The sequence below is a fragment of the Garicola koreensis genome (assembly GCF_014195445.1).
Classification (GTDB): Bacteria; Actinomycetota; Actinomycetes; order Actinomycetales; family Micrococcaceae; genus Nesterenkonia; species Nesterenkonia koreensis.
Map to the genome: position 1 here is coordinate 965,142 of NZ_JACIBT010000001.1, position 22,117 is coordinate 987,258.

22 protein-coding genes are annotated in these 22,117 nt (G+C 67.6%); 6 read left to right on the forward strand and 16 right to left on the reverse strand.

The features are described from left to right. The first annotated feature begins 2 nt into the window (after nucleotides 1–2). Nucleotides 3–710, forward strand: coding sequence for a hypothetical protein (locus tag FHX47_RS04515; protein ID WP_183357637.1), 708 nt, complete (start codon nucleotides 3–5; stop codon nucleotides 708–710). Here FHX47_RS04515 and FHX47_RS04520 read toward each other — a convergent pair. From FHX47_RS04520 to clpS, 6 genes are read right to left on the reverse strand one after another with little or no spacing between them, the layout of a single operon-like run. Then, complete coding sequence (locus FHX47_RS04520; RefSeq protein ID WP_183357638.1) at nucleotides 694–1,860, reverse strand: 3'-5' exonuclease; 1,167 nt, start codon at nucleotides 1,858–1,860, stop codon at nucleotides 694–696. The two genes, FHX47_RS04515 and FHX47_RS04520, sit on opposite strands and share 17 nt — an antisense overlap. Before the next feature lie 3 nt (nucleotides 1,861–1,863). Beyond that, on the reverse strand, nucleotides 1,864–2,514 hold the full coding sequence (rdgB, locus tag FHX47_RS04525; RefSeq protein WP_183357639.1) for an RdgB/HAM1 family non-canonical purine NTP pyrophosphatase: 651 nt from the start codon (nucleotides 2,512–2,514) through the stop codon (nucleotides 1,864–1,866). Further along, nucleotides 2,511–3,251 (reverse strand): ribonuclease PH, encoded by a 741-nt coding sequence (gene rph / locus FHX47_RS04530; protein ID WP_221205982.1) that lies wholly within the window; start codon nucleotides 3,249–3,251, stop codon nucleotides 2,511–2,513. The genes rdgB and rph overlap by 4 nt, the downstream gene beginning before the upstream one ends. A 32-nt stretch (nucleotides 3,252–3,283) precedes the next feature. Next, nucleotides 3,284–4,069 carry an MBL fold metallo-hydrolase gene (locus FHX47_RS04535; protein WP_183357640.1) on the reverse strand — a complete coding sequence of 262 codons (786 nt, stop codon included), beginning with the start codon at nucleotides 4,067–4,069 and terminating at the stop codon, nucleotides 3,284–3,286. Nucleotides 4,070–4,086: 17 nt separating this feature from the next. Further along, nucleotides 4,087–4,704, reverse strand: a complete 618-nt coding sequence (locus FHX47_RS04540) for a DUF2017 domain-containing protein (protein ID WP_183357641.1) — start codon at nucleotides 4,702–4,704, stop codon at nucleotides 4,087–4,089. Between the two features lie 4 nt (nucleotides 4,705–4,708). Continuing rightward, nucleotides 4,709–5,014, reverse strand: a complete 306-nt coding sequence (gene clpS, locus FHX47_RS04545) for an ATP-dependent Clp protease adapter ClpS (protein ID WP_183357642.1) — start codon at nucleotides 5,012–5,014, stop codon at nucleotides 4,709–4,711. A 61-nt stretch (nucleotides 5,015–5,075) separates the two neighbouring features. On the opposite strand from clpS, the gene FHX47_RS04550 reads away from it, so the two are divergent. After that, nucleotides 5,076–6,362: a nicotinate phosphoribosyltransferase gene (locus FHX47_RS04550; protein WP_221206063.1), complete on the forward strand. Its 1,287-nt coding sequence runs from the start codon at nucleotides 5,076–5,078 to the stop codon at nucleotides 6,360–6,362. 161 nt (nucleotides 6,363–6,523) lie between these two features. Next, nucleotides 6,524–7,168, forward strand: coding sequence for an isochorismatase family protein (locus tag FHX47_RS04555; RefSeq protein ID WP_183357644.1), 645 nt, complete (start codon nucleotides 6,524–6,526; stop codon nucleotides 7,166–7,168). 98 nt (nucleotides 7,169–7,266) lie between these two features. Here the strand turns inward: FHX47_RS04555 and FHX47_RS04560 are convergent, their stop codons facing one another. From FHX47_RS04560 to leuC, 9 genes are all read right to left on the reverse strand, one after another. After that, on the reverse strand, nucleotides 7,267–7,848 hold the full coding sequence (locus FHX47_RS04560; RefSeq protein WP_183357645.1) for a hypothetical protein: 582 nt from the start codon (nucleotides 7,846–7,848) through the stop codon (nucleotides 7,267–7,269). A gap of 774 nt (nucleotides 7,849–8,622) precedes the next feature. Beyond that, complete coding sequence (locus tag FHX47_RS04565; protein ID WP_183357646.1) at nucleotides 8,623–10,404, reverse strand: DEAD/DEAH box helicase family protein; 1,782 nt, start codon at nucleotides 10,402–10,404, stop codon at nucleotides 8,623–8,625. A gap of 2 nt (nucleotides 10,405–10,406) precedes the next feature. Further along, nucleotides 10,407–10,748: a DUF3039 domain-containing protein gene (locus tag FHX47_RS04570; RefSeq protein ID WP_183357873.1), complete on the reverse strand. Its 342-nt coding sequence runs from the start codon at nucleotides 10,746–10,748 to the stop codon at nucleotides 10,407–10,409. 12 nt (nucleotides 10,749–10,760) lie between these two features. Then, a complete protein-coding gene (locus FHX47_RS04575) occupies nucleotides 10,761–11,936 on the reverse strand; it encodes a D-alanine--D-alanine ligase family protein (protein WP_183357647.1) in 1,176 nt (391 codons plus the stop codon). A 3-nt stretch (nucleotides 11,937–11,939) separates the two neighbouring features. Beyond that, nucleotides 11,940–12,944 carry an NAD(P)H-dependent glycerol-3-phosphate dehydrogenase gene (locus tag FHX47_RS04580; RefSeq protein WP_183357648.1) on the reverse strand — a complete coding sequence of 335 codons (1,005 nt, stop codon included), beginning with the start codon at nucleotides 12,942–12,944 and terminating at the stop codon, nucleotides 11,940–11,942. Next, nucleotides 12,941–13,798, reverse strand: a complete 858-nt coding sequence (locus FHX47_RS04585) for a lysophospholipid acyltransferase family protein (RefSeq protein ID WP_183357649.1) — start codon at nucleotides 13,796–13,798, stop codon at nucleotides 12,941–12,943. The genes FHX47_RS04580 and FHX47_RS04585 overlap by 4 nt, the downstream gene beginning before the upstream one ends. 39 nt (nucleotides 13,799–13,837) lie before the next feature. Continuing rightward, nucleotides 13,838–15,160: a UDP-N-acetylglucosamine 1-carboxyvinyltransferase gene (gene murA, locus FHX47_RS04590; RefSeq protein ID WP_183357650.1), complete on the reverse strand. Its 1,323-nt coding sequence runs from the start codon at nucleotides 15,158–15,160 to the stop codon at nucleotides 13,838–13,840. Nucleotides 15,161–15,251: 91 nt separating this feature from the next. Continuing rightward, nucleotides 15,252–15,851: a 3-isopropylmalate dehydratase small subunit gene (leuD, locus tag FHX47_RS04595; protein WP_183357651.1), complete on the reverse strand. Its 600-nt coding sequence runs from the start codon at nucleotides 15,849–15,851 to the stop codon at nucleotides 15,252–15,254. A 77-nt stretch (nucleotides 15,852–15,928) separates the two neighbouring features. Further along, a complete protein-coding gene (leuC, locus tag FHX47_RS04600) occupies nucleotides 15,929–17,365 on the reverse strand; it encodes a 3-isopropylmalate dehydratase large subunit (protein WP_183357874.1) in 1,437 nt (478 codons plus the stop codon). A gap of 244 nt (nucleotides 17,366–17,609) precedes the next feature. Here leuC and FHX47_RS04605 point away from each other — a divergent pair, with 244 nt between their 5' ends. Then, nucleotides 17,610–18,359 (forward strand): IclR family transcriptional regulator, encoded by a 750-nt coding sequence (locus tag FHX47_RS04605; protein ID WP_183357875.1) that lies wholly within the window; start codon nucleotides 17,610–17,612, stop codon nucleotides 18,357–18,359. On the opposite strand, the gene thiL is transcribed toward FHX47_RS04605, so the two are convergent. Continuing rightward, entirely contained in the window at nucleotides 18,353–19,429 is a 1,077-nt protein-coding gene (gene thiL / locus FHX47_RS04610; RefSeq protein ID WP_183357652.1) for a thiamine-phosphate kinase, read from the reverse strand. The two genes, FHX47_RS04605 and thiL, sit on opposite strands and share 7 nt — an antisense overlap. Nucleotides 19,430–19,581: 152 nt before the next feature. Between thiL and FHX47_RS04615 the strand changes: the two genes are divergently transcribed. Continuing rightward, nucleotides 19,582–20,796 (forward strand): aminotransferase class I/II-fold pyridoxal phosphate-dependent enzyme, encoded by a 1,215-nt coding sequence (locus FHX47_RS04615; protein ID WP_183357653.1) that lies wholly within the window; start codon nucleotides 19,582–19,584, stop codon nucleotides 20,794–20,796. Between the two features lie 64 nt (nucleotides 20,797–20,860). Further along, nucleotides 20,861–22,033, forward strand: coding sequence for a trans-sulfuration enzyme family protein (locus tag FHX47_RS04620; RefSeq protein WP_343064300.1), 1,173 nt, complete (start codon nucleotides 20,861–20,863; stop codon nucleotides 22,031–22,033). The last annotated feature ends 84 nt before the right edge of the window (nucleotides 22,034–22,117 follow it).

Genomic DNA, 22,117 nt, shown 5'->3' on the forward strand with positions numbered 1-22,117 from the left:
CCGTGAGTGACCAGATGCTGATCTCCCGCTTCTACCCCGAACTGCTCGAAGGCTTTCCGCAGCCCGCCGACGGGGTGGTCCAGCTGCACGCCGAGCTGCTGCACCGGATCTGCCTGGCCGACGGTCTGCTGGAGGTTCTGGACTGGTCCCAGCAGGGGGTGGGGACCGACCCGCTGGCCTGCATGTGGCTGGCCGGGCTGCGCTGGCACCGGCTGGTCACCGGTCATGTCCCCGACGAGGCGCCCGAACCGCCGCCGCGTGATACCGACGCCGCGCTGAGCCGGCTGCTGGCCTCCGGGGCGCTGCGCATCACCGAGCACACCGGCGAGACCTCGCTGAGCAGCCTGTCCGCCGGGCAGCTGCACTACCCCGCCGCACCGGCGCAGCCGGATACCGGCGACACCGATGTGCTGCTGCGCCTGGCCCCGCTGGGCCTGGTGCCCTACATCGAGGAGCAGATGCGGATGGAGTGGGTGGAGCAGAACGTGTCGATGACCCACGGCGGCGCTCATCTGCTGCAGCGCAGCCGCGCGCTGGTCGCCGATGTGCACCAGCGGGCCAGTTCACCCCAGCAGCACCCCCCGCACCAACCCGGGCCCCAACCTCGGTCGCAGGCGGATGCGCCCACTGCGCAGCCGGGCAGTCACCCACTCTTCGGCGTCGTGGGGGAACTGGCTCAGCGCTGGGAGGCCGTCACTGCGCCGCAGTAGCTGGACCGGCGTCAGCTGACCCGGTGTCAGCCGTCCCGGTGCCGCTGGGCCACAGTTGCCCCAGCATCTGCCGGTAGTCGCTCTCGCTGATGAGCCGGATCGACTGGCCCTCACCGACCCGCTGCAGCGCCTCACGAGCCTTGCGCGCCTTCAGCGGGTGTCCCTTCCCCAGGGCCGCCTGGTGCTGCTCGTCGAGGTCTTCGACGGCGAACCCGTCGCCGATGACCAGCAGCGTGGTGGAGCCGGTGACCCGCGAGGACGTCGTCGCCCCGCAGTGCGCCGCAAGAGCCTTGGCCTGGGTGCGCGGCACCGCCAGGGTCCCGGTGAACGCCACGTGGTGGCCGAACAGCGGGTGCTGGGAGTCCGCCTCGGGGTTCGGCGGCAGGTTGGGGCCCTCGTCCTGCCACTGCATCAGCTCCGGCAGCGCATCATCCTCCACCCCGGTGCCGTCCGCCCCCGCGAGGCTCGCGTCGAAGATGCTGCCGTAGCTGCGAACCTGCCTGGTGGCGCGGGACTCGTAGTCGCGCGGAGCCTTCCAGGGTTCGCACTCCTGAGGGGCGATGAAGTGTCGGCCGAACAGCGCGTGGAGGTCGCCCACCTTCTCGCGCTGGGCGATGTCGACCACGATGGCCGCAGCCGCACGCGCATCCCAGAGCGCATGGTGATGGTGCTTGAGATGGAAGCCTGCCTCGGCCGCGGCGTTGGGCAGCGTGTGGGAATCCAGCTTGTACACCGCCCGGGCCAGGCGCACCGAGCACAGGGCGCGCAGTCCCGGTGAGTCCAGACCGGAGACCTCCAGGGACGATTCGAAGACCTCGACGTCGAAGGCCGCGTTGTGGGCCACCAAGGTGTCGTCTCCGATGAATGCCGCGACCTCGGAGAACACCTCGGCGAAGCGGGGCTCGTCGGCGACCCGTTGGGCGGTGATGCCGTGGACGGCGGAGTTCCGCGGGTCGAACCGGTCGAAGCCTGCAGGCGGGCGGATCCTGCGGAAGTAGAGTTCATCAACATTTCCGTCGCGGACCCGGACCAGGCCGATGGCGCACGGTGAGCCGCGGAAGCCGTTGGCGGTCTCAAAGTCCACAGCGGTGAAGTTCAGCCCGGCCACCCGGGGCGGGCGCAGGCCGGCGAGGGAGCTTACAGGGTTCATGCTTTAGGTCAGTGCCTCCACGATTCTCTCTGCCAGAGCGCTGAACGCCTCGCCGCGGTGGGAGAGAGCGTTCTTCTCCGACATGCTCAGCTGGGCAGCGGATCGGGTCTCCCCGCTCGGCTGCAGGATGGGGTCATAGCCGAATCCGGCGCCGCCGCGCTCCTCGGTGAGCAGAGTGCCCTCCATCCGGCCCTGCGCGGTGTGCTCGGCGGACGGGGCGCCCTCGTCGTCGGGGATCACCAGGGAGGCGACGCAGACGAAGGCCGCAGACCGGTGCTCGTCGCCGATATCGGCCAGCTGCTCCAGCAGCAGCTGGCGGTTGTTCTCATCGGAGGCGTGCCGACCCGCCCACCGGGCAGAGAAGATGCCCGGCGCCCCACCCAGGACGTCGACTGCGAGCCCGGAATCATCGGCGACGGCGGGCAGGCCGGTGCGGCGGGCCGCCTCGCGGGCCTTGAGCAGCGAGTTCTGTTCGAACGTGACCCCCGTTTCGGCGACCTCGCCGAGGCCGGCGCTCTTGGCGTCGATCACTGCGGCCTGCAGGTCCAGGTGGGCCAGCTGCGGCTGGGCGGCCAGCAGGTCGCGGAACTCGGCGAGCTTGCCCTGGTTTCCGGTGGCCAGCACGATGCGTGCTCCGGGTGTCGGTCCGCTCATTCGGCCAGCGCCTGCTTTTGGATCTGGGTGAGCTGATCGGTGCCGATAACGGCAAGGTCCAGCAGGTCGTTGAGCTGCTCACGGGTGAAGGGCATGCCTTCGGCGGTGCCCTGGATCTCGACGAAGTCGCCGCTTCCGGTGGCGACGACGTTCATATCGGTCTCCGCCGTGGAGTCCTCGGCGTAGGGCAGGTCCAGGGCGGCGGTGTTGTCGGCCAACAGCCCCACCGAGACCGCGGAGACCGAGTCGGTGAGCACCTCGGCGCGCTTGGCGACGCGCTTGTTGTCCCGCGCCCATTCCACAGCGTCGGCTAGGGCGACGAAGGCTCCGGTGACCGCCGCGGTGCGGGTGCCGCCGTCGGCCTGGAGCACATCGCAGTCCAGGGTGATCATGTTCTCCCCCAGTGCCTCCAGATTGACCACGGCACGCAGGGAGCGGCCGATGAGTCGGGAGATCTCGTGGGTGCGGCCGCCGATCTTGCCTTTGACCGACTCCCGGGTGCTTCGGGTGTCGGTGGCCCGCGGCAGCATCGCATACTCTGCGGTCACCCAGCCGCGGCCCTTGCCTTTGAGCCAGCGGGGCACGCTGGACTCGAAGCTGGCGGTGCACAGCACGCGGGTGTCGCCGAACTCGATCAGGGCGCTGCCTTCGGCGTGGGCGGACCACCCGCGGGTGATCGTGACCTCACGCAGCTGGTCGACCCCACGGCCGTCGGTGCGCACATACTCTTGCGTCATACGTCTCCTCATGGTGGTGATAGGACAGGTGTTTACACGGTGTAGGTGACGCCGCTGACCGCCACCGAGAGATGGCCCTCGTAGGAGTCCCGGGCGTGGTGAATAAGCGTCTGCGGGTCAGTCCACACCGGAATATGGGTGAGCAGCAGCCGCTTGACCTGCGCTTCGGCGGCGGCCTCCCCGGCCCGGGCGCCGGTGAGGTGGATGCCCTCGAAGTGCTCATCGCGCTCATCCTGGTAGGCGGCCTCGCAGAGGAACAGGTCGGCGTCCTGGGCAGCTTCAGTGAGGCCCGGGCAGGTGTCGGTGTCTCCGGAGTAGGTCAGGGTCCGCACGGTGCCGTCGTCCTCGGCGCAGTCCACGCGCAGCGCATAGGGCTCAGCCACCGGGTGGCGCACCGGCACCGGGGTGATGGTGAAGGGACCCACCGTCACCGGCTGCCGCGGTGTCCAGGTGTTGAAGCTGAAGTCCTGGTGCATCCCCGGATCAGGGTCCATCCCATAGGCGGCGGCCAGTCGCTGGTCCGTGCCAGCCGGCCCGTAGACCGGGATCCGCTCTGCGGGCCACCCGTCGGGACGCCAGCGCACCGCCACGTGCAGGCCACAGAGGTCCATGTAGTGGTCGGGGTGCAGGTGGCTGAGACAGACCATGTCAATGGTCTCCAGCGGGATGTGCTGCTGCAGCGGCCCGAGGGCCCCGTTGCCCAGGTCCAGGATGATCCGCCAGGTCCTGCCCTGATGCTCAGCGCTGAGCAGGTAGCAGGACGCCGGTGAGTTGGGGCCCGGGAACGAGCCGCTGCAGCCAATGATGGTCAGTCGCATCGTCGCTCAGCCTATCGTCACTGATCGTCGGGTAAGACATCGAGCATCGCGGAGAACAGGGTCTCCTGCAGCCAGGTGGAGAAGGCGTAGAGCTCTCCCATGAACTCCTCGGTGGTGGCTGCCGATCCCTGACCCGCGGCGCTGTGGACCTGTTCGGCGTCGGACTCGGTCTCGATGCCCAACCGTGCCGAGAGGGTGAGACGAACATCATTGAGCGCGCGGCCGAAGACCGGCGCCTGCGCCTCACTGAGCGCGACCGTGTTGCTCTCCAGGGCCAGTCGGGCCGCGCGCAGGTCAGCGATCTTGGATTCGCGCAGCGAGCTTTCGGCCAGTCTGCGGAACTGGGCGGCCTCTTCGGGGTCGGCGGAGGCGTCGGGCAGCAGTCGGGCAAGCACAGCGTCCTGCGGAGGCTGCAGCCCGCCGTCGTCCTCCTCATCGAGGCCGGCACCCAGGCCCGCCAGTTCGGCGCGGAAGTGCGCGAACTCGTCGTCGGGGCTCTCCTCGCCGGCGATGTCCTGACCACGCTGCTGGAGCATGGTGATCACATCGGCGCACAGCTGGGAGAGCAGCCGGCGCTCATGGGTCTCCAGGTCTGCCTTATAGCCACGGGTGGTGGCGCGGAACGCACGGGCCATGGGTCTACTCCGCCCCTTCCAGGGTCGCTTGGAGCCCATAGTTGTGCATGGCGGTGACATCGCGTTCGGCTTCCTCCCGGGCACCGGAGGCGACGATGGCCCGACCGTCGGTGTGGACCTGCATCATCAGGTGCTCGGCGCGCTTCCTGGAGTGGCCGAAGTAGGTGCGGAACACCCAGGAGACGTAGGACATCAGGTTGACCGGGTCGTTCCACACCACCACCTGGTAGGGGCGTTGGGGCAGGGTGCGCAGGTCCGTGGCCAGGTCTGTGGCCTCATCAGTCAGCGTGGATCCGGCTGTGGTGCTCATGGCTCCATTCTAAGTGGCACCTAGGATAGATGCTGTGACTGATGCTTCTGCCTCCACTGCCCTGCTGACCGACCAGTACGAGCTCACCATGGTGCAGGCCGCGCTGCGCTCGGGGACTGCGCACCGGCAATGCACCTTCGAGGTGTTCGCCCGCCAGCTGCCGCCGGGGCGCCGATATGGGGTGGTCGGCGGCACCGGGCGCATGCTGGAGGGGCTGGAGCAGTTCCGGTTCGGGGCGGCCGAGCTGGAGTACCTGCGCCGGGAGAGCATCGTCGACGACGCCACCCTGCAGTTCCTCGCCGACTACCGGTTCTCCGGTGACATCAGCGGCTACGCCGAGGGCGAAGCGTACTTCCCGCACTCGCCGGTGCTGAAGGTCACCGCCAGCTTCGCAGAGGCCTGCCTGCTGGAGACCTTCATCCTCTCGGTGATGAACCACGACTCCGCAGTCACCTCAGCCGGCTCACGGATGACGCTGGCGGCCGGGGGCCGGCTTTGCCTGGAGATGGGCGGGCGGCGCACCCAGGAGCACTCCGCCGTCGCCGCCGCCCGTGCCGCTGCGGTGGTGAACTTCGCCGCCACCTCCAACCTGCAGGCCGGCCGTGAGTGGGGCATCCCCACAGTGGGCACCGCGGCACATTCGTTCATGCTGCTGCATGACTCCGAGGAGGAGGCCTTCGCCGCTCAGGTGCAGGCCTTCGGCGCCGGCACCACCTTGTTGGTGGACACCTACGACGTCGAAGCCGCCGTCCGCAAGGCCGTGGAGATCGCCGGGCCCGAACTGGGCGCAGTGCGGCTGGACTCCGGGGACCTGGTGCAGCAGGCCCACGATGTGCGGGGCCTGCTGGACTCCTTGGGCAATCAGAACACCCAGATCGTCGTCTCCTCCGACTTGGATGAGCACGCGATCGCCGGGTTGGCCGCAGCGCCGGTGAACTCCTACGGGGTGGGAACCCGGCTGGTGACCGGATCGGGGGCGCCCACGGCGTCGATGGTCTACAAGCTGGTGGAGCGTGCCGATGCTGATGGTCGGCCGGTTCCGGTGGAGAAGGCCTCGGCCGGCAAGACCAGCATCGGCGGCTCCAAATCTGTGCTGCGCAGCATCGGCGAGGACGGCCGGGCCGAGGCGGAGGTCATCTCAGCCGAGGCTCCTGTTGAAGAGTCCGGATACACCGGCCGGACCCTGCAGGTCCCGTTGGTGATCGGCGGGGAGGTCCAGCCTGGCTGCACGGGCGAGGAGGGTGTGCGGCGCGCCGGCCACCGGCACCGGGCTTCGGTCCACCAGCTGCCGGCTGAGGCGCGCCGGCTCTCCTCCGGCGAACCGGTCATCCCCACCATCTTCGCCTGAGCCGGCCCCTCGCCTGCGCAGCCACCACTGCGCAACCACCACTGCCCGGCCGCAGTTCTACGGCCCGGGCTCCCATGACGCTACCGGGTGCGGTGCCCAGGGTAGTAGCGTAGGGGCCAGCGGCACTGACCCAACGGGAGAACAGCACCTAGGAGGCTGACATGGCTGAGGCACTGATCATCGTCGATGTCCAGAACGACTTCTGCGAAGGTGGGGCGCTGGCGGTCACCGGCGGTGCACAGATCGCTGCGGACCTCTCCGAGTTCCTCGAGGACCGCCACGGCGAGTACTCGACCATCGTCGCCACTCAGGACTGGCACATCGACCCGGGCGAGCACTTCTCGGATGCTCCGGACTTCGTGAAGTCCTGGCCGGTGCACTGCGCCGCCGGCACGCCGGGTGCCGAGCTCCACGACAACTTGGACACCGACTATCTGGAGGCCCGCTTCCTCAAGGGCCTCTACGACGACGGCTACTCCGGCTTCGAGGGGCGGCAGGGTGATCCGGAGCGCGTCGGCATCCTCGAGGGCGAGAAGGGCATCAAAGTCGAACCCGAAGATGTGATCGCCTCCGATGCCCCGGATCTGAACTCCTGGCTGCAGGAGCACGACGTCGACACGGTCACCATCGTGGGGCTCGCCACCGACCAGTGTGTGCGCGCCACGGCCCTGGACGCCGCGGAGAACGACTACGCAGTCCGGGTGATCACCGACCTGACCGCCGGTGTCAGCCAGGAGAAGGTCACTGAGACCTACCAGGAGCTGCGCGAGGCCGACGTCGAGCTCCTCACCCGCGACGAAACCTAAAATCCCGGCGAATGTTGCGTCCCGCGTGCGGTACAGAGCGTACACGCAACATCCTCCGGGATTTCTGAAGTCCTGCCCCTCGGCTCCCGGTCGTTGTTTCAGCGCCGCGAAACCCCCTCGCGCAGAAGCTTCAGCTCCAGCCTCCGCGGCTCGGCCAGGTCGCCCCAGTTCCAGCGCGCGATGCTCCGTCCGGTGTCTCGGACCTTCTCCTCTCGCTGAATCTGGTTCCAGTAGACGCCGGATTCGGTCGTGCCGGAGAGGCCCGCTGCCTGGTCAAACTTGATCCGCCCATCAAATTCGCCGGCCACGCGGTCGGCTTCCCAGTCGAAGTCGAGCCGGGCCGTGCTGCCATCGGGCAGCCGTATCGGTGTTTGCAGCTTCGGGGCCGCGAAGCCCAACTGGTGGATCAGGACTCGGGAACGGGACTCACCCGGTGACTCACTGAGCGGGTCGGCAAAGGTGGCAGCCCAATCCCATGCCCTGACCGCCCTGCGGCTCCACAGCCATTCACTCACGGTCTCCAAGTCATCTCGGGTGACACGCCTGCCGTATCCATAGCGACCAGCCATTGCTGCGTCCAGTGCCACAATGGCCCTCTGCCGACTCAACCGTGGGAGCGTGTCCATCAGTGCAAAGGGAAGCGGCTCCGTCATCACCTCGGCAGCAGTCCCGTCCTCCAAGCGCACCTCCGGCACGGGAACGCGGATCCCGCCTGGCCCAGTCTCTGAAGACCAGTACAGCTTTCGCGACTCAGGTGCGGTGGATTGCAGAGGAACCGGTGGCAGGCAGCGTCGCAATGGAAGTGGCTTGAAGGCTGAGACGTAGGCATCCTCTCTGCGTTCCGCCTCAGCCTTGACCTGAGCAATCAGCGAATCCGAGGAGCTGCCTGTCACGGGCGGAGCCGCAGACGCACCACACCCTGAGGTGGAGACAGCACGGACGTGAACAGCAGCAGGAACGCTGAGTTGTGGCACACCGTAGATCGTCAATGCCGTCTCTCTGCAGAAGATGGCGGTGGGCTGCTGGAGTCCCACGGCCGCAGCCAGAGCGGCATGCCGGGTCCAGGGTTTGGCAGTCAGCCATTGCCACGTCTCGACAAAGACGCCCGGACGTATCCGCAGCAGTTCACCACGGTTCACCGCACGCATCAGCGTGCTCCGCACCCATGAGCTTCTGCGGTGGTGGATAAGGGTCAGCGTCATGCTCTCAGCTTCACACTGGCCCTGACCCAGCGGAACCACCCCCTGCCAATCTGTGGATAACCCCGCCTCAGGAAGTGCCCGGTGCGCATTTCATCGCCCAGGACGCAACATTGACCGGGTGATCCCGTGTCGACTCCCCCACGTCCCAGCTGCTGTTGCGCAGAAGGCAGGTTGGGCCGATGAAACGCAACATCGACCGGGAGGTGGGAGGGACGGGCGGGACGGGGCCGGTGAGCAGGTGGGGCAGGGCGGCTACTTTTTGCCGAGGAACCAGAGTTGCAGCTGCTTCAGCCGGGTCTCCAGCTCGGACTGCGTCGCCTGGGGCACGGGAGGGCCGCCGCAGGCGGTGCGCAGCTTGGTGTGGATGCTGCCCTGGTGCATCCCGGTCTTCGCGGCGTAGGCGGAGACGGACTTGTTCAGTTTGCTGCGCGTGGCCTTCAGCGCCCGATGATCGACGACGTCGGGCCGGCTGCGGGACTCAGCGGGGCGGCGTCTGAGCTGTTCGGCCTGCTGCTTGCGCAGCAGCTCCGAGACCTGCTCGGGCTCCAGCAGCCCGGGGATGGCCAGGAATCCCATTTCATCCTCGGAGCCGATATCGCCGCCGAGGCCGAACTCGTCGCCGTCGAAGAGCACCTTGTCGAAGGATGCCTGCGAGCCCAGGGCGGCGAACTCGCCCTTGGTGAGCTCCTCAGAGGCCCGGTCCTCCTGCTGGGCCTCGTCGAGCAGATCCTCCTCGGCGACGTCGTCGTCGTTCTGGGCTGTTTCGGGGACCTGCAGGGCGTGGTCGCGTTCGGCCTCCAGCTCGTTGGCGAGCTCGGTGAGCACCGGCACCGAGGGCAGGAAGACGCTGGCGACCTCGGCCTTCTTCCGCATCCGGACGAAGCGGCCGACCGCCTGGGCGAAGAACAGCGGCGTGGAGGTGGAGGTGGCGTAGACGCCGACGCACAGGCGAGGTATGTCCACGCCCTCAGAAACCATGCGCACCGCGACCATCCAGTACCTGGAGCCGTCATCGCTGAACTCTTCGATCCGTCGGGAGGCGGATTTGTCATCGGAGAGCACCACGGTGGTGCGCTGACCGGTGATCGCGTCCAGCTGGGCGGCGTAGGCGCGTGCGGCTTCGTGGTCGGTGGCGATGACCAGCCCGCCGGCGTCGTCGATTTTGTCCCGGACCTTCAGCAGCCGCTGGTGGGCGGCCCGCAGCACCGCCGGGATCCATTCGCCCTCGGGGTTCAGCGCGGTGCGCCAGGCGTGGGAGGTGATGTCTTTGGTGGCTGCGGCGCCGAGCGTGGATTCCATCTCCTCGCCGGAGGCGGTGCGCCAGCGCATGGTGCCCGAGTACGCCATGAACACCACCGGCCGGACCACCTGATCGATCAGTGCCGGGCCGTAGGAGTAGGAGTAGTCGGCCTTGGAGCGGCGTACCCCGTCGGGGTCCTCCTGGTAGGTCACGAACGGGATGGGCGAGGTGTCTGAGCGGAAGGGCGTGCCGGTCAGCGCCAGGCGGCGGGCGGCCGGCTCAAACGCCTCGCGCACCCCCTCGCCCCAGCTCAGCGCGTCACCGGCGTGGTGGATCTCGTCAAAGATCACCAGGGTGCGTCCCGCCTCAGTCTTGTTGCGGTGCAGAGCTGGCTTATTCGCCACCTGGGAGTATGTGACCGCGACCCCCATGAACTGGGTGCCGTGGCGACCGTCGGAGTTCTTGAAGTTGGGGTCGATGGAGAGTCCCACCCGCGCGGCGGCGTCGGCCCACTGGCGCTTCAGGTGGTCGGTGGGGGCGACCACGTAGAGCCGGTTGACCTCCCCGGACTCCACCAGCAGCTTGGCCACCCGCAGCGCGAAGGTGGTCTTGCCCGCGCCCGGGGTGGCCACGGTGAGGAAATCGCGCGGGCGGCGCTCGATGTAGCGGTCCAGGGCTTCCTGCTGCCATTGGCGCAGGGTGGACGCGGTGCCGCGGGGGGCCCGGTGCGGGTAGGCGGGCGGGAGCTGTGAGCCGACGTCGGTGCCGACGTCGAAGAGAGTGGGTTCGGTCACTCTCAGTTCTTGCCGAAGCCGAAGAAGCCGCGGCCGCCGGACTTGCCGGAACCCTCGTCGCCTCCGCCGCTCATCTCCTCGTAGATCTCCTGGCACTCCGGGCAGACGGGGAACTTCTTCGGGTCGCGGGAGGGGACCCAGACTTTGCCGCAGAGCGCGACGACGGCGTCACCCTCCAGGGCGGACTCCATGATCCGATCGCGTTTGACGTAGTGGGAGAAGCGCTCATGGTCACCGGGCTCGGCCAGCTGCTCCTGGTGCTCCCGCTCGATGGTGGCGGAGCCTCCGGGCGAAGCGGCAGGGTCAGCAGTGTGCATCCGGAACGGATTGTCTGTGGAGGACATCATGACACCAGTCTACCGAAGGCCGATGGGTCGTTCGAGGGCTAGGTCGATGAGTTCTGTGATCAGTTCGCTGAAGCTCATCCCGGCGGCCTTCCACACCTGGGGGTACATGCTGATCGGGGTGAACCCGGGCATGGTGTTGACCTCATTGATGAGGATCTTTCCGTCAGCGGTGTAGAAGAAGTCGGCCCGGCAGAGGCCCTCACCGTCGATGGAGTCGAAGGCCACCACGGCTTGGCGGCGAATCTCCTCGGTGACCTCGGCCGGCAGTTCGGCGGGGCAGCGCAGGTCGGCGGCGGCCTCGTCCTGGTACTTGGCCGCAAAGTCGTAGAACGCTGCGGGGTCCGCCTGATGGTCCACCACGATTTCGCCCAGCAGTGAGGCCCGGGCTGCGGCGTCGCCGGGGCTTCCCAGCACCCCGCACTCGATCTCGCGGCCATCGATGCCTTCCTCCACCACCACTTTGGGATCATGCTCCCGGGCGGCGGCCAGCGCGGCATCCAGCTGCGCCCAATCATCGACCCGGGTGATCCCCACCGAGGATCCGGCCCGGGCCGGTTTGACGAACACCGGCAGCTCCAGGCCCTGCACCCGGTGGACAGCAGCGTCGGGATCAGCGACCCACTGCCGGGCGGTGATGGTCTCCCACCGACCCACCTGAAGCCCGGCCGCGTCGAAGGCGAGCTTCATGAAGTGCTTATCCATCCCCACCGCCGAGGCCAGCATCCCGGCGCCCACATAGGGCACACCCAGCAGCTCCAGCAGCCCCTGCAGCGTGCCGTCCTCACCGAAGGGACCGTGCAGCAGCGGCAGCACCACATCAATCCCACCCAACGACGACGCCGCACCATCGGGACCCAGCCGGATCAGCTCCGCACCCCGGGCGGCGGAGCCCTGTGCATCGGTGAACAGCTGCACCGTCGACTCCGAGGGCAGCACCTGCGGCAGTTCATCGGAGCCGAAGGCATGGGTCCGCGGGTCCACCACCGGCGAAGTCCACTGACCGCTGCGGGTGATGCCCACCTCCACCACATCAAACCGGTCCGTGTCGATGGCCCGCAGCACACCGGCAGCAGTCACACAGCTGACCGAATGCTCCGAGGACTGCCCCCCATAGAGCACCGCGACCCGCGGCTTGGCGGTGGCTTCGTGGGCGCCGGATGCAGCGGCGCCGGTGTCATCTGCCATAGGTCAGGTTCCTTCTGCTTTCAGGTTGCGAGCGAGCAGCAGCGAGGCGATGTTCTCCACGTCCAGGGTTCCGTCCAGCACGGCGCAGACGGCTTCGGTGATCGGCATCTCCACGCCCAGGCTGCGGCCCAGGGCCAGCACCGCGGATCCGGACTTCATACCCTCTGCGGTCTGGGTCAACTGTGCGGTGACCTCCTCCGGTGTCAGCCCCTCGCCCAGCAGCCGCCCGGCGGAGCGGTTGCGGGACAGCGGTGAGGCGCAGGTGGCGACCAAGTCGCCGAGTCCGGCCAAGCCGGACAGGGTCTCCAACTTCCCGCCCAGCACTGCCGCCAGCCGGGTGGTTTCGGCCAGGCCGCGGGTGATCACTGAGGCCTTGGAGTTGTCCCCCAACTGTTGGCCGTCGCAGATGCCCACCGCCAGGGCGATCACGTTTTTGACGATGCCGGCGATCTCCACCCCGGCCACATCAGTGTTGGTGTAGGGCCGGAAGTAGGGGCTGGAGCACAGCGCGGCGACCCGCTCCGCGACCTCGTGGTCCTGGCAGGCCACCACGGAGGCTGTGGGCTCTTCGCGGGCGATCTCCATGGCCAGATTCGGCCCCGAGACCACCGCGATCTGCCGTGGGTGAAGGTCGAGCTCGGCGGCGATGACCTCGCTCATCCGGTGGTTGGTGCCGCGCTCCAGTCCTTTGATCAGCGAGACGACGATGGCATCCTCGCTCAGCGAGGCTCTGACCTCGGCCAGGTGGCTGCGCAGGCTCTGGGCGGGCACGGCCAGCACGACGACGTCGGATCCGCTGACCGCTTCGGCGATGCTGGTGGTGGCGGTGATGGTCTGCGCCAGGCGGATCTGACCCAGGTATGAGGTGTTGGTGTGGGAGGTGCTGATCTCTTCGGCGAGCTCTGCCCGGCGCGCCCAGAGCACCACCTGAGATCCGCCGGCGTCGGCGAGGATCTTGGCAAAGGTGGTGCCCCAGGAGCCGGCACCCAGGACGGCGACCCGGCTCATGCGGGCTCCTCTGCCGCGGCCTCGCCGGATTCGCTGCGCGGCACCCGCTGTTTGGCCGCTCGGTCCCAGATCTGCGCCGGCGGGGTCTGGCCGCGCAGCTGGGCCACCCCGTCGGTGAGGGCTGCTTCGATCCGCTGGGTGGCCTGGGCCAGCACCGTGCGGCTCATCGGTTGGGAGCGCAGATCATCGAGGTCCACCTCCTCGCCCACCTGCAGCGTGTACTTCTGCCGCGGCAGCAGCTTGGGGCGCTTGCCGTAGGGCGGCAGGAAGTCCTGGACTCCCCAGTGGGTGACCGGGATGACCGGTGCGCCGGTGGTCAGGGCCAGCCGGGCGGCCCCGGTTTTGGCGCGCATAGGCCAGTAGTCCGGGTCGCGGCTGAGGGTCCCTTCGGGGTAGATGACGATGGCGCCGCCGTCGTCGAGGACGGTGGCGGCTACTTCCAGGGATCTGCCGACTTCGGCGCGGTCGCCGCGGTTGACCGGTATCTGGTTCGTCCGGCGCAGCGCCAGTCCCAAGACTGGGACCCGGAACAGGGAGTCCTTGGCCAGAAAGTGCAGCGTGTTGCCGGCCCGGTAGATCGGGTGGCCCACGGCCAGCGGGTCGATTTCGCTGATGTGGTTGGTGACGACGATGAATCCGGTGTCGGGCAGCTTCTCCAGACCGCGCCACTCCTTGCTCATCAGCACGTTCATCGCCGGGCGCACTATCCCGGCGAGGATGCGGAACGCGAAGGGGGTGTGGGTCTTGCGCTGTCCGAGTCTGCGCTGTCCCAGTCTGCGGGCACCCGCCTTCCGGGAGCCTTTCCTGGACGGCGGGACCGGTTCTCGGCGGCGCGATCCTGTGTCGGAGGTCATGAGCATCAGCTTATCGGCCCGAGTCAGTGACGAGGGGCTTCAGCGTTCGGTGAGTTCGATGTCTGCGCCGAGGCCGGTGATCTTGTCGATGAAGTGCTCATAGCCGCGTGCGATGATCTCGATGCCGGTCACATTGGAGGTTCCCTTGGCTGCCAGGGCAGCGATCAGGTGGGAGAACCCGCCGCGCAGATCAGGGATGTCAATATCGCTGCCGGTCAGCTCGCTGGGCCCGGAGATGACGGCTGAGTGCAGGAAGTTGCGCTGGCCGAACCGGCAGGGGGTGGAGCCGAGACATTCCCGGTGCAGCTGGATGGAGGCCCCCATGCGCTGCAGCGCTTGGGTGAAGCCGAACCGGTTCTCATACACGGTCTCGTGGATGATCGACACGCCCTGAGCCTGGGTCAGGGCGACCACCATGGGCTGCTGCCAGTCGGTCATGAAGCCGGGGTGCACATCAGTCTCCAGCACCAGCGGCTGCAGGGGTTTGGAGTCGTGCCAGAAGCGCATGCCGTCGTCGTCGACTTCGAACTCTCCGCCGATCTTCCGGTAGATGTTCAGAAACGCGGTGAGGTCTCGTTGGGCTGCCCCGCGGACGTAGATGTCGCCCTCGGTGACCAGTGCGGCCGAGGCCCAGGAGGCGGTCTCGTTGCGGTCGGGGATGGCCCGGTGCCGGTACCCGGAGAGCTGGCTGACACCTTCGATGCGGATGGTGCGGTCGGTGTAGACGGTGATCAGCGCGCCCATCTGCTGCAGGATGGCGATCAGGTCATGGATCTCCGGCTCGACGGCGGCGTTCTTCAGCTCGGTGATGCCCTCGGCCAGCACAGCGGTCAGCAGCACCTGCTCCGTGGCGCCCACTGAGGGGAAGGGCAGCTCCAGCTTGGCCCCGCGCAGACCCTTGGGCGCGGAGATGTGGATGCCCGAGACCTGTTTGTCCACCACGGCGCCGAAGGTCCGCAGCACTTCCAGGTGGTAGTTGATGGGTCGGTCGCCGATGCGGCAGCCGCCGAGGTCGGGGATGAAGGCTTCGCCGTTCTTGTGCATCAGCGGACCGCAGAACAGGATCGGGATCCGGGAGTCGCCGGCGTAGGCGTCAATCTCGGAGTGCTCTGCGGAATAGGTCTCGCGGGGGTCCAGCTGCATGATGCCAGCTTCGGCATCCCGCTCCACCTTGACCCCGTGGATGGTCAGCAGGTTGGTGACGATCTCCACGTCTTTGATCTCTGGGACGTTGCGCATCTCAGAGGGAGCGCTGCCCAGCAGGGAGGCGACCATCGCCTTGGGCACCAGGTTTTTGGCGCCTCGCACGTGGACTTCGCCCTGCAGCGGCTTTCCGCCTTGGATTGTGAGCAGCTTGGCCATAGAGGTCGGTGGTCCCTTTCGTAGGGTCAGCGTCGTAGGGTCTGCGAATTATGCCCTGCTACTGTACCCGATCAGCCTGATGCGGTCCGGGTCACACCTTCGCCGGCAGGGTGGTGGGTTTGAAGGCCCCGCGGGTGGTTTCGTAGGTGGTGATCGCCGCTTCCTGGCGCAGGGTCAGGGAGATGTCGTCCAGGCCCTCCATCAGCCGCCACCGGGTGTAGTTGTCCATCTCGAAGGTGGCCTCCACCGAGCCGCAGCGCACAGTGCGGGACTCCAGGTTCACGGTGACTTCGGTGCCGGGCTCCTTCTCCAGCTCCTTGAAGATCAGCTCGACGTCGGGCTGGGCGACCTTGGCAGCCACCAGACCCTGTTTGGCCGCGTTGCTGTAGAAGATGTCGGCGAACCGGGATGAGACGACCACCCGGAACCCGTAGTCCTTCAGCGCCCAGACGGCGTGCTCCCGCGATGAGCCGGTGCCGAAGTCGGGCCCGGCCACCAGCACGGTGCCGTGGCGGTAGGGCTCCTGGTTCAGCACGAAGTCGTCCTTCTTCCGCCAGGCGTGGAAGAGGGCGTCGTCGAACCCGGTTTTGGTGATGCGCTTGAGGAACACGGCGGGGATGATCTGGTCGGTGTCCACATTGGACTGCTTCAGCGGCACCCCGACGCCGGTGTGGGTGGTGATCGGTTCCATAGTTCTCCTAAAACTTTGAGCAGCGGGTCAGCGGCTGACCGGCCGGACCGGCGCAGGTTCTCAGGCGGGCACAGTTCTCAGGCTGGCACCGGAGCGTCGGCGGTGACGTCGGAGGGGGCTGAGAGGGTGCCGCGGATGGCGGTGGCAGCGGCCACCACTGGCGAGACCAGGTGGGTGCGTCCGCCCTTGCCCTGCCGGCCCTCGAAGTTGCGGTTGGAGGTGGAGGCGCACCGCTCCCCCTCGGCCAGCTGGTCGGGGTTCATGCCCAAGCACATCGAGCAGCCGGCAAAGCGCCACTCCGCCCCGAAGTCCTTGAACACCTGGTCGATCCCTTCGGCCTCGGCGTCCAGCCGCACACGGGCGGAGCCGGGCACCACGATCATGGAGACATCTGGGTCCTTCTGCCGGCCCTTGATGATCTCGGCGGCAGCGCGCAGGTCCTCCAGCCGGGCGTTGGTGCAGGAGCCTAAGAACACCGTGTCGACCCGGATGTCCTTCATTGCGGTGCCGGGGGCCAGGTCCATGTACTGCAAGGCCCGTTCGGCCGATTCCCGATCCACCGGATCGTGGAAGCCTGCTGGGTCAGGGATGGACTCGCTGAGGCTCACGCCTTGGCCGGGGTTGGTGCCCCAGGTGACGAAGGGCTCCAGCTCATCGGCGTTGAGCACCACGTCGGCGTCGAACTGGGCATCCTCATCGGTGGCCAGGCTGGACCAGTATTCCACCGCGGCGTCCCAATCCTCGCCGGTGGGGGCGTGGGGCCGGCCCGCCACGTAGTCGAAGGTGGTCTGATCGGGGGCGACCATGCCGGCCCGGGCGCCTGCTTCGATGCTCATGTTGCAGATGGTCATCCGAGCCTCCATGGAGAGCTCTTCGATGGCAGAGCCGCGGTACTCCAGCACGTAGCCCTGGCCGCCGCCGGTGCCGATCTTAGCGATGACCGCCAGAATGATGTCTTTGGAGCTCACACCGGGCTTCAGGCTTCCGTTCACGGTGATCGCCATCGTCTTAAACGGGCTCAGCGACAGCGTTTGGGTGGCCAGCACGTGCTCCACGTCGGAGGTGCCGATGCCCATCGCCAGCGAGCCGAACGCCCCGTGGGTGGAGGTGTGGGAGTCGCCGCAGACCACAGTCATGCCGGGCTGGGTCAGCCCCAGCTGGGGCCCGACGACGTGGACGATCCCCTGGTTGGCGTCCCCCAACGAGTGCAGCCGCACGCCGAACTCCTCACAGTTGGCCCGCAGCGTATCCACCTGCTTGCGGCTGGTGGGATCGGCGATCGGCTTATCGATCTCCAGAGTGGGGGTGTTGTGGTCCTCGGTGGCGATGGTCAGATCGGGCCGGCGCACCGGACGGTTGGCCAGACGCAGGCCCTCGAACGCCTGCGGGGAGGTCACCTCGTGGACCAGGTGAAGATCAATGTAGAGCAGATCCGGGGAGCGCTGCCCGTCCTTCTCCTCACCACGGACCACCACGTGGTCGCGCCAAACTTTCTCTGCCAGCGTCAGCGGCATCTCTGCCGAGTTCTCTGCCATGGGGTCCTCCAGTGTGTGAATGCGCCGCCGCGATAGTTGCAGGGTGATGAACGTGGCGGCCGCGCCGGCCGAGTGGGCCTGTGTATCTAGGGAACCACTGAACCTGAGCAAGATGAAGAGTCTGACCCCGGGTCTCATTATTTGAGATGATTCCCATATAATGAGGGTCATGGCTGAACGCACCTCTGACCCGCCGACCACTGCTCTGGATCTGCCGCAGCCGATGCACTCCCCCTCCGGAATCGGTGTGATCGACAAATCCGTGACGATTATGGACGCTTTGGAAGCGGGACCGGCCACCTTGGCGCAGCTGGTGGAGTCCACGGGCCTGGCCCGGCCGACAGTGCACCGATTGGCCAGCGGACTGGTCCACCACCGGTTCCTGGCCCGCGATGTTCGCGGCCGGTATGTGATCGGCCCCCGGCTGGGTGAGCTGGCCTCGGCCGCCGGGGATGACCGGCTGGTCTCTGCCGCCGGGCCGATCCTGCTGAAGCTGCGCGATGCCACCGGTGAGTCCTCCCAGCTGTTTCGCCGCCAGGGCGATGCTCGAGTGTGCGTGGCCTCCGCCGAGCGGCCCATCGGACTGCGCGATTCGATCCCGGTGGGCACCCAGCTCTCCATGAAGGCCGGCTCAGCGGCTCAGGTGCTGCTGGCCTGGGAGGACCACGATCGCCTAGTCGATGGGCTCAGCGGCGCCCGCTTCTCTCCCACGGTGCTGGCCGGGGTGCGCCGGCGCGGCTGGGGCGAGTCCCTCGGCGAGCGCGAAGCAGGCGTCGCCTCGGTCTCGGCACCGGTGCGCAGCCCCTCGGGCCGGGTGCTCGCCGCCGTCTCCATCTCCGGGCCGATTGAGCGGCTCTCCCGCCAACCGGGCAGGAAGTTCGCCCCCGTCGTGGCGGCCGCGGCCCAGCAGCTCACCGAGATGGTCCGGAAGAATCCCGACGCCGACCACGGCCTGAAGGACAATGGTCAGTGAATGGGTGCCACAGAGTCCCACCCTGCGCCGGAGACTGTGTGATCGGTGAGCACCGCATGTGAGCGGTTGCGCGGCTTATCCGTCTGCACGGTGTCGTCATCCAGCGCGGTGTCATCCACCACGGTGCCGATCGCCCGGAAACCGGTGGGCAGTTTCGCGTCGGCGCTGAAGGTGGCCAGCAGGCTGTAGTCCTCTCCCCCAGTCAGCACCCATTCCAACGCGTCTGCAGGACTGGCCCCCAGCGCCGCAGCCACGGCAGTCAGCTGCTCGGCCTCTGCGGCGAGCGCGGCGTCATCCAGCCTGATGCTGACGGCGGAGGCCTCGGCCAGCCGCGTGGCATCTCGCAGCAGCCCGTCGCTTAGATCCATGCCGGCGCTGGCCCCGGCGCTGCGTGCGGCCGCACCGGCGGTCAGCGGTGGTGTTGGCCGCTGCTGGGCCAGCAGGCACTGGTGGATGAGCTGCCGATGCGAGCCTCCCTCCTGCTGAGCATGGCCGCCCTCCAGCAGAGCAAGACCTGCCGCTGCGTAACCCAGCGGCCCGCACACGGCCAGCACGTCGCCGGCATTGGCACCAGCACGGGTGAGCGGACTGCCGCCGTCGGGAGCCTCCCCCAGAGCAGTGATGGTCACTGAGATGGTCTCACCGGAGGCGAGGTCTCCACCGGCGATCAGGCAGTCTTGGGCCCCGGGTGCCTGGCAGGCGCGGATCACCCCGCGGTAGAAGTCCTGCACCCACTCCAGCGGGGTGTCCGGCGGCAGGGTGAGGCTGATCAGCAGCGCTGTGGTGGTGGCACCCATCGCGTTGATGTCCGAGAGGTTCTGGGCTGCGGCCTTGGTGCCCACATCTGTGGCCCAGTCGCGTGCCTGCGCCCACCACCGGCGCCGAAAGTCCTGGCCCTCGGCCATCGTATCGGTGGTCATCGCCACCTGCCCGTGTCCGAAGCGGACCACAGCGGCGTCGTCGCCCAAGCCCAGCTCAAGGCCCGTCCGGGTGGCGTTGTGCGGGTCGATCACCTCGCGGATGGCGGCCAGCACCGCCTCTTCCCCGGCTTGGCTGACGGTCTGGCTCACGTGGGGCTGGTCTTGGCACATGAAGGCCATGTTCCCATGGTCTGACCCCTCTGCGCCGTCAGTCGGCGACAGGGTTGCGAGCATCCACAGGTCTGGCGCACCGACGCGTAGGGCACAAGTGACTCTGGCCGCTCGCCACTAGACTGTCCCCCATGCTGACTTCTCCCTGGGCCCGATCCGCCGCCGGCGCCAACACCTACGACACAGCCGCCGCAGCGGTCCTGCCCACCATCTACGAACGCACCACCGCTGCCGCCATGGCCGCCGGGGCGATCAACCTGGGGCAGGGCTTCCCCGACGACGAGGGCCCGCAGTGGTTGCTGCGCGCAGCTGCCGAGTCCATCACGGACCCGACCTACGGCCCCAACAATCAGTACCCGCCCGGCTTGGGGCTGCCGGTGCTGCGCGAGGCCGTCGCGTCCCACCAGGCGCGCCGCTTCGGAGTCAGGTTGGATCCGCAGCATCAGGTGATGGCCACCACCGGGGCCACCGAGGGAATCGCTGCGACCATGCTGGCCTTCGCCGCGCCCGACAGTGACGTGCTCAGCTTTGAGCCCTGGTACGACTCCTACGGCTCCATAGCAGCCCTGGCCGGGGCGCGGCTGCGCACCGTGCCGCTGAGCGCACCCGACTTCCGGCCCGACGTCGCGACGTTGGTGAGCATGATCTCGGAGAAGACCTCCATGATCCTGCTGAACACTCCGCACAACCCCACCGGCACCGTGTTCACCGCCGATGAGCTGGGCCAGATCGTGGCGGCAGCGCGTAAGCACGACGTCGTCATCATGTGTGATGAGGTCTATGAGCACCTGGTCTTCGACGGTGTGCAGCACACACCGATTCTTGCGGTTGACGGTGCGGAGGACGTCGCTGTCGCCGTCAGCTCGGCCGGCAAGTCATTCTCGGTGACTGGGTGGAAAGTCGGGTGGGTCACCGGAAGCGCAGAACTGGTCAATAAGGTCCGCGGGGTCAAACAGTTTCTGAGCTTCACCTCTGGGCCGGCCTATCAGTGGGCGGTGGCGCAGGGGTTGGAGGATGATCGTGGATTCTTCGCCGAGAATCAGGCGGCGCTGCAGGCCGGCCGCGACCACCTCGCCGAGGGACTGGCGGCCGCGGGCCTGACCCCCTACGCGCCCCAGGCCGGCTACTTTGTGCTGGCAGACATCGCTGAGGTCACTGATCGCCCGGCTGCGGAGTTCTGCCTCGACTTGGCGCGCGACGTTGGGGTCGCAGCGATTCCCGTCTCGGCGCTGACCCTGGGCAATGAGGCCTCAGCCGACCTGGATCGGCTGGTGCGCTTTGCCTTCTGCAAGGAACGCTCCACCCTCGATGAGGCGCTGCGCCGGCTGAAGCGCTCCAGGGTGTGAGCCCTGAACTCTCTGGGGGCCGCGGCCAGTCGTCAGCGACCGAGACTGAGCTAACGTAGTCACTGTGACCCTGAACCAGCGCACCCGAGTAGTCTCAGCAGCCCGCCCCCATCAGCCCAATGCTGGGGTGAACCACCCGGTGGATTTCACCTCCACCTATATGTACCGGCCCAGTGCGGAGAACTCCCTGGAGTACGCACGGGAGGGCAGCCCGACCTTCGACCCGCTGGAGCAGCTGCTGGCCGAGTTGGAGGGCGGCGACCACGGACTGCTGTTCTCCTCCGGGATGGCGGCCATCTCCGCGGTGGCCAACCAGCTTCCCCTGGGTGCTCATCTGGTGCTTCCCAGCCACGCCTATATGGGTTTCTCCACCCTGGCCCAGCAGATGGAGGATAAGGGCCTGCTGCGGCTTCATCGTGTCGATATTGCCGATACTGAGCAGGTGCTGGGCACTGTCGGTGAGGCTGCTGCTGCGGCAGAGACGGCTGGCACCGAAGCGATGCTGTGGATCGAGTCGCCGACCAACCCGATGCTGGAGGTCGCCGATATCCCCGCACTGCTGGCCGGAGCGAAGCAGCTGGGGGTGACCACTGCGGTGGACAACACCTTCGCCACTCCCCTGCGGCAGAATCCCTTGGAGCACGGGGCCGACGTCGTGCTTCATTCGGTCACTAAATTTATTGCCGGACATTCAGATGTGCTGATGGGCGCGGCGATCACCTCGGATACCCAGATGTATGAGGGGCTGCACAATCATCGCAGTTTTCACGGTACGGTTCCCGGGCCGATGGAGGTGTTCCTGGCCCTGCGCGGTGTCCGGACTCTGGCGGTCCGGTTGGACGCCGCAGAGCGCAACGCCCAGCTGCTGGCGCAGCGGCTGGAGGAATCCATCCACGACGACGCCGTACCGGTGCGCTCTGTCTGTTACCCGGGGCTGGCCAGCCACCCGCAGCATGAGCGGGCTGAGTCTTTGCTGAGCGGGTTCGGAGCGATCATCACCCTCGACACCGGCAGCCAGCAGATCGCCGATGCGGTGCTGGAGCGGCTGCAGATCTGGACTCCGGCCACCAGCCTGGGCGGGGTGGAGTCCCTGGCGGAGCGGCGACGGCGCCACCTCACCGAGCCCACCAGCGTGCCTGAGGGCCTGATCCGCCTCTCAGTGGGCATCGAAGATGCCGAGGATCTCTACCAGGATGTGGACCAGGCGCTCAGATCAGCCGGTGATCAGCTGGCCTAGGCCACAGCTGTGGCGACGTCGACAACGACGTCGTCTCCGCTTCTGAAACGACGTCGTCCCCCCATCGAGTGGCAGATTCTTGGT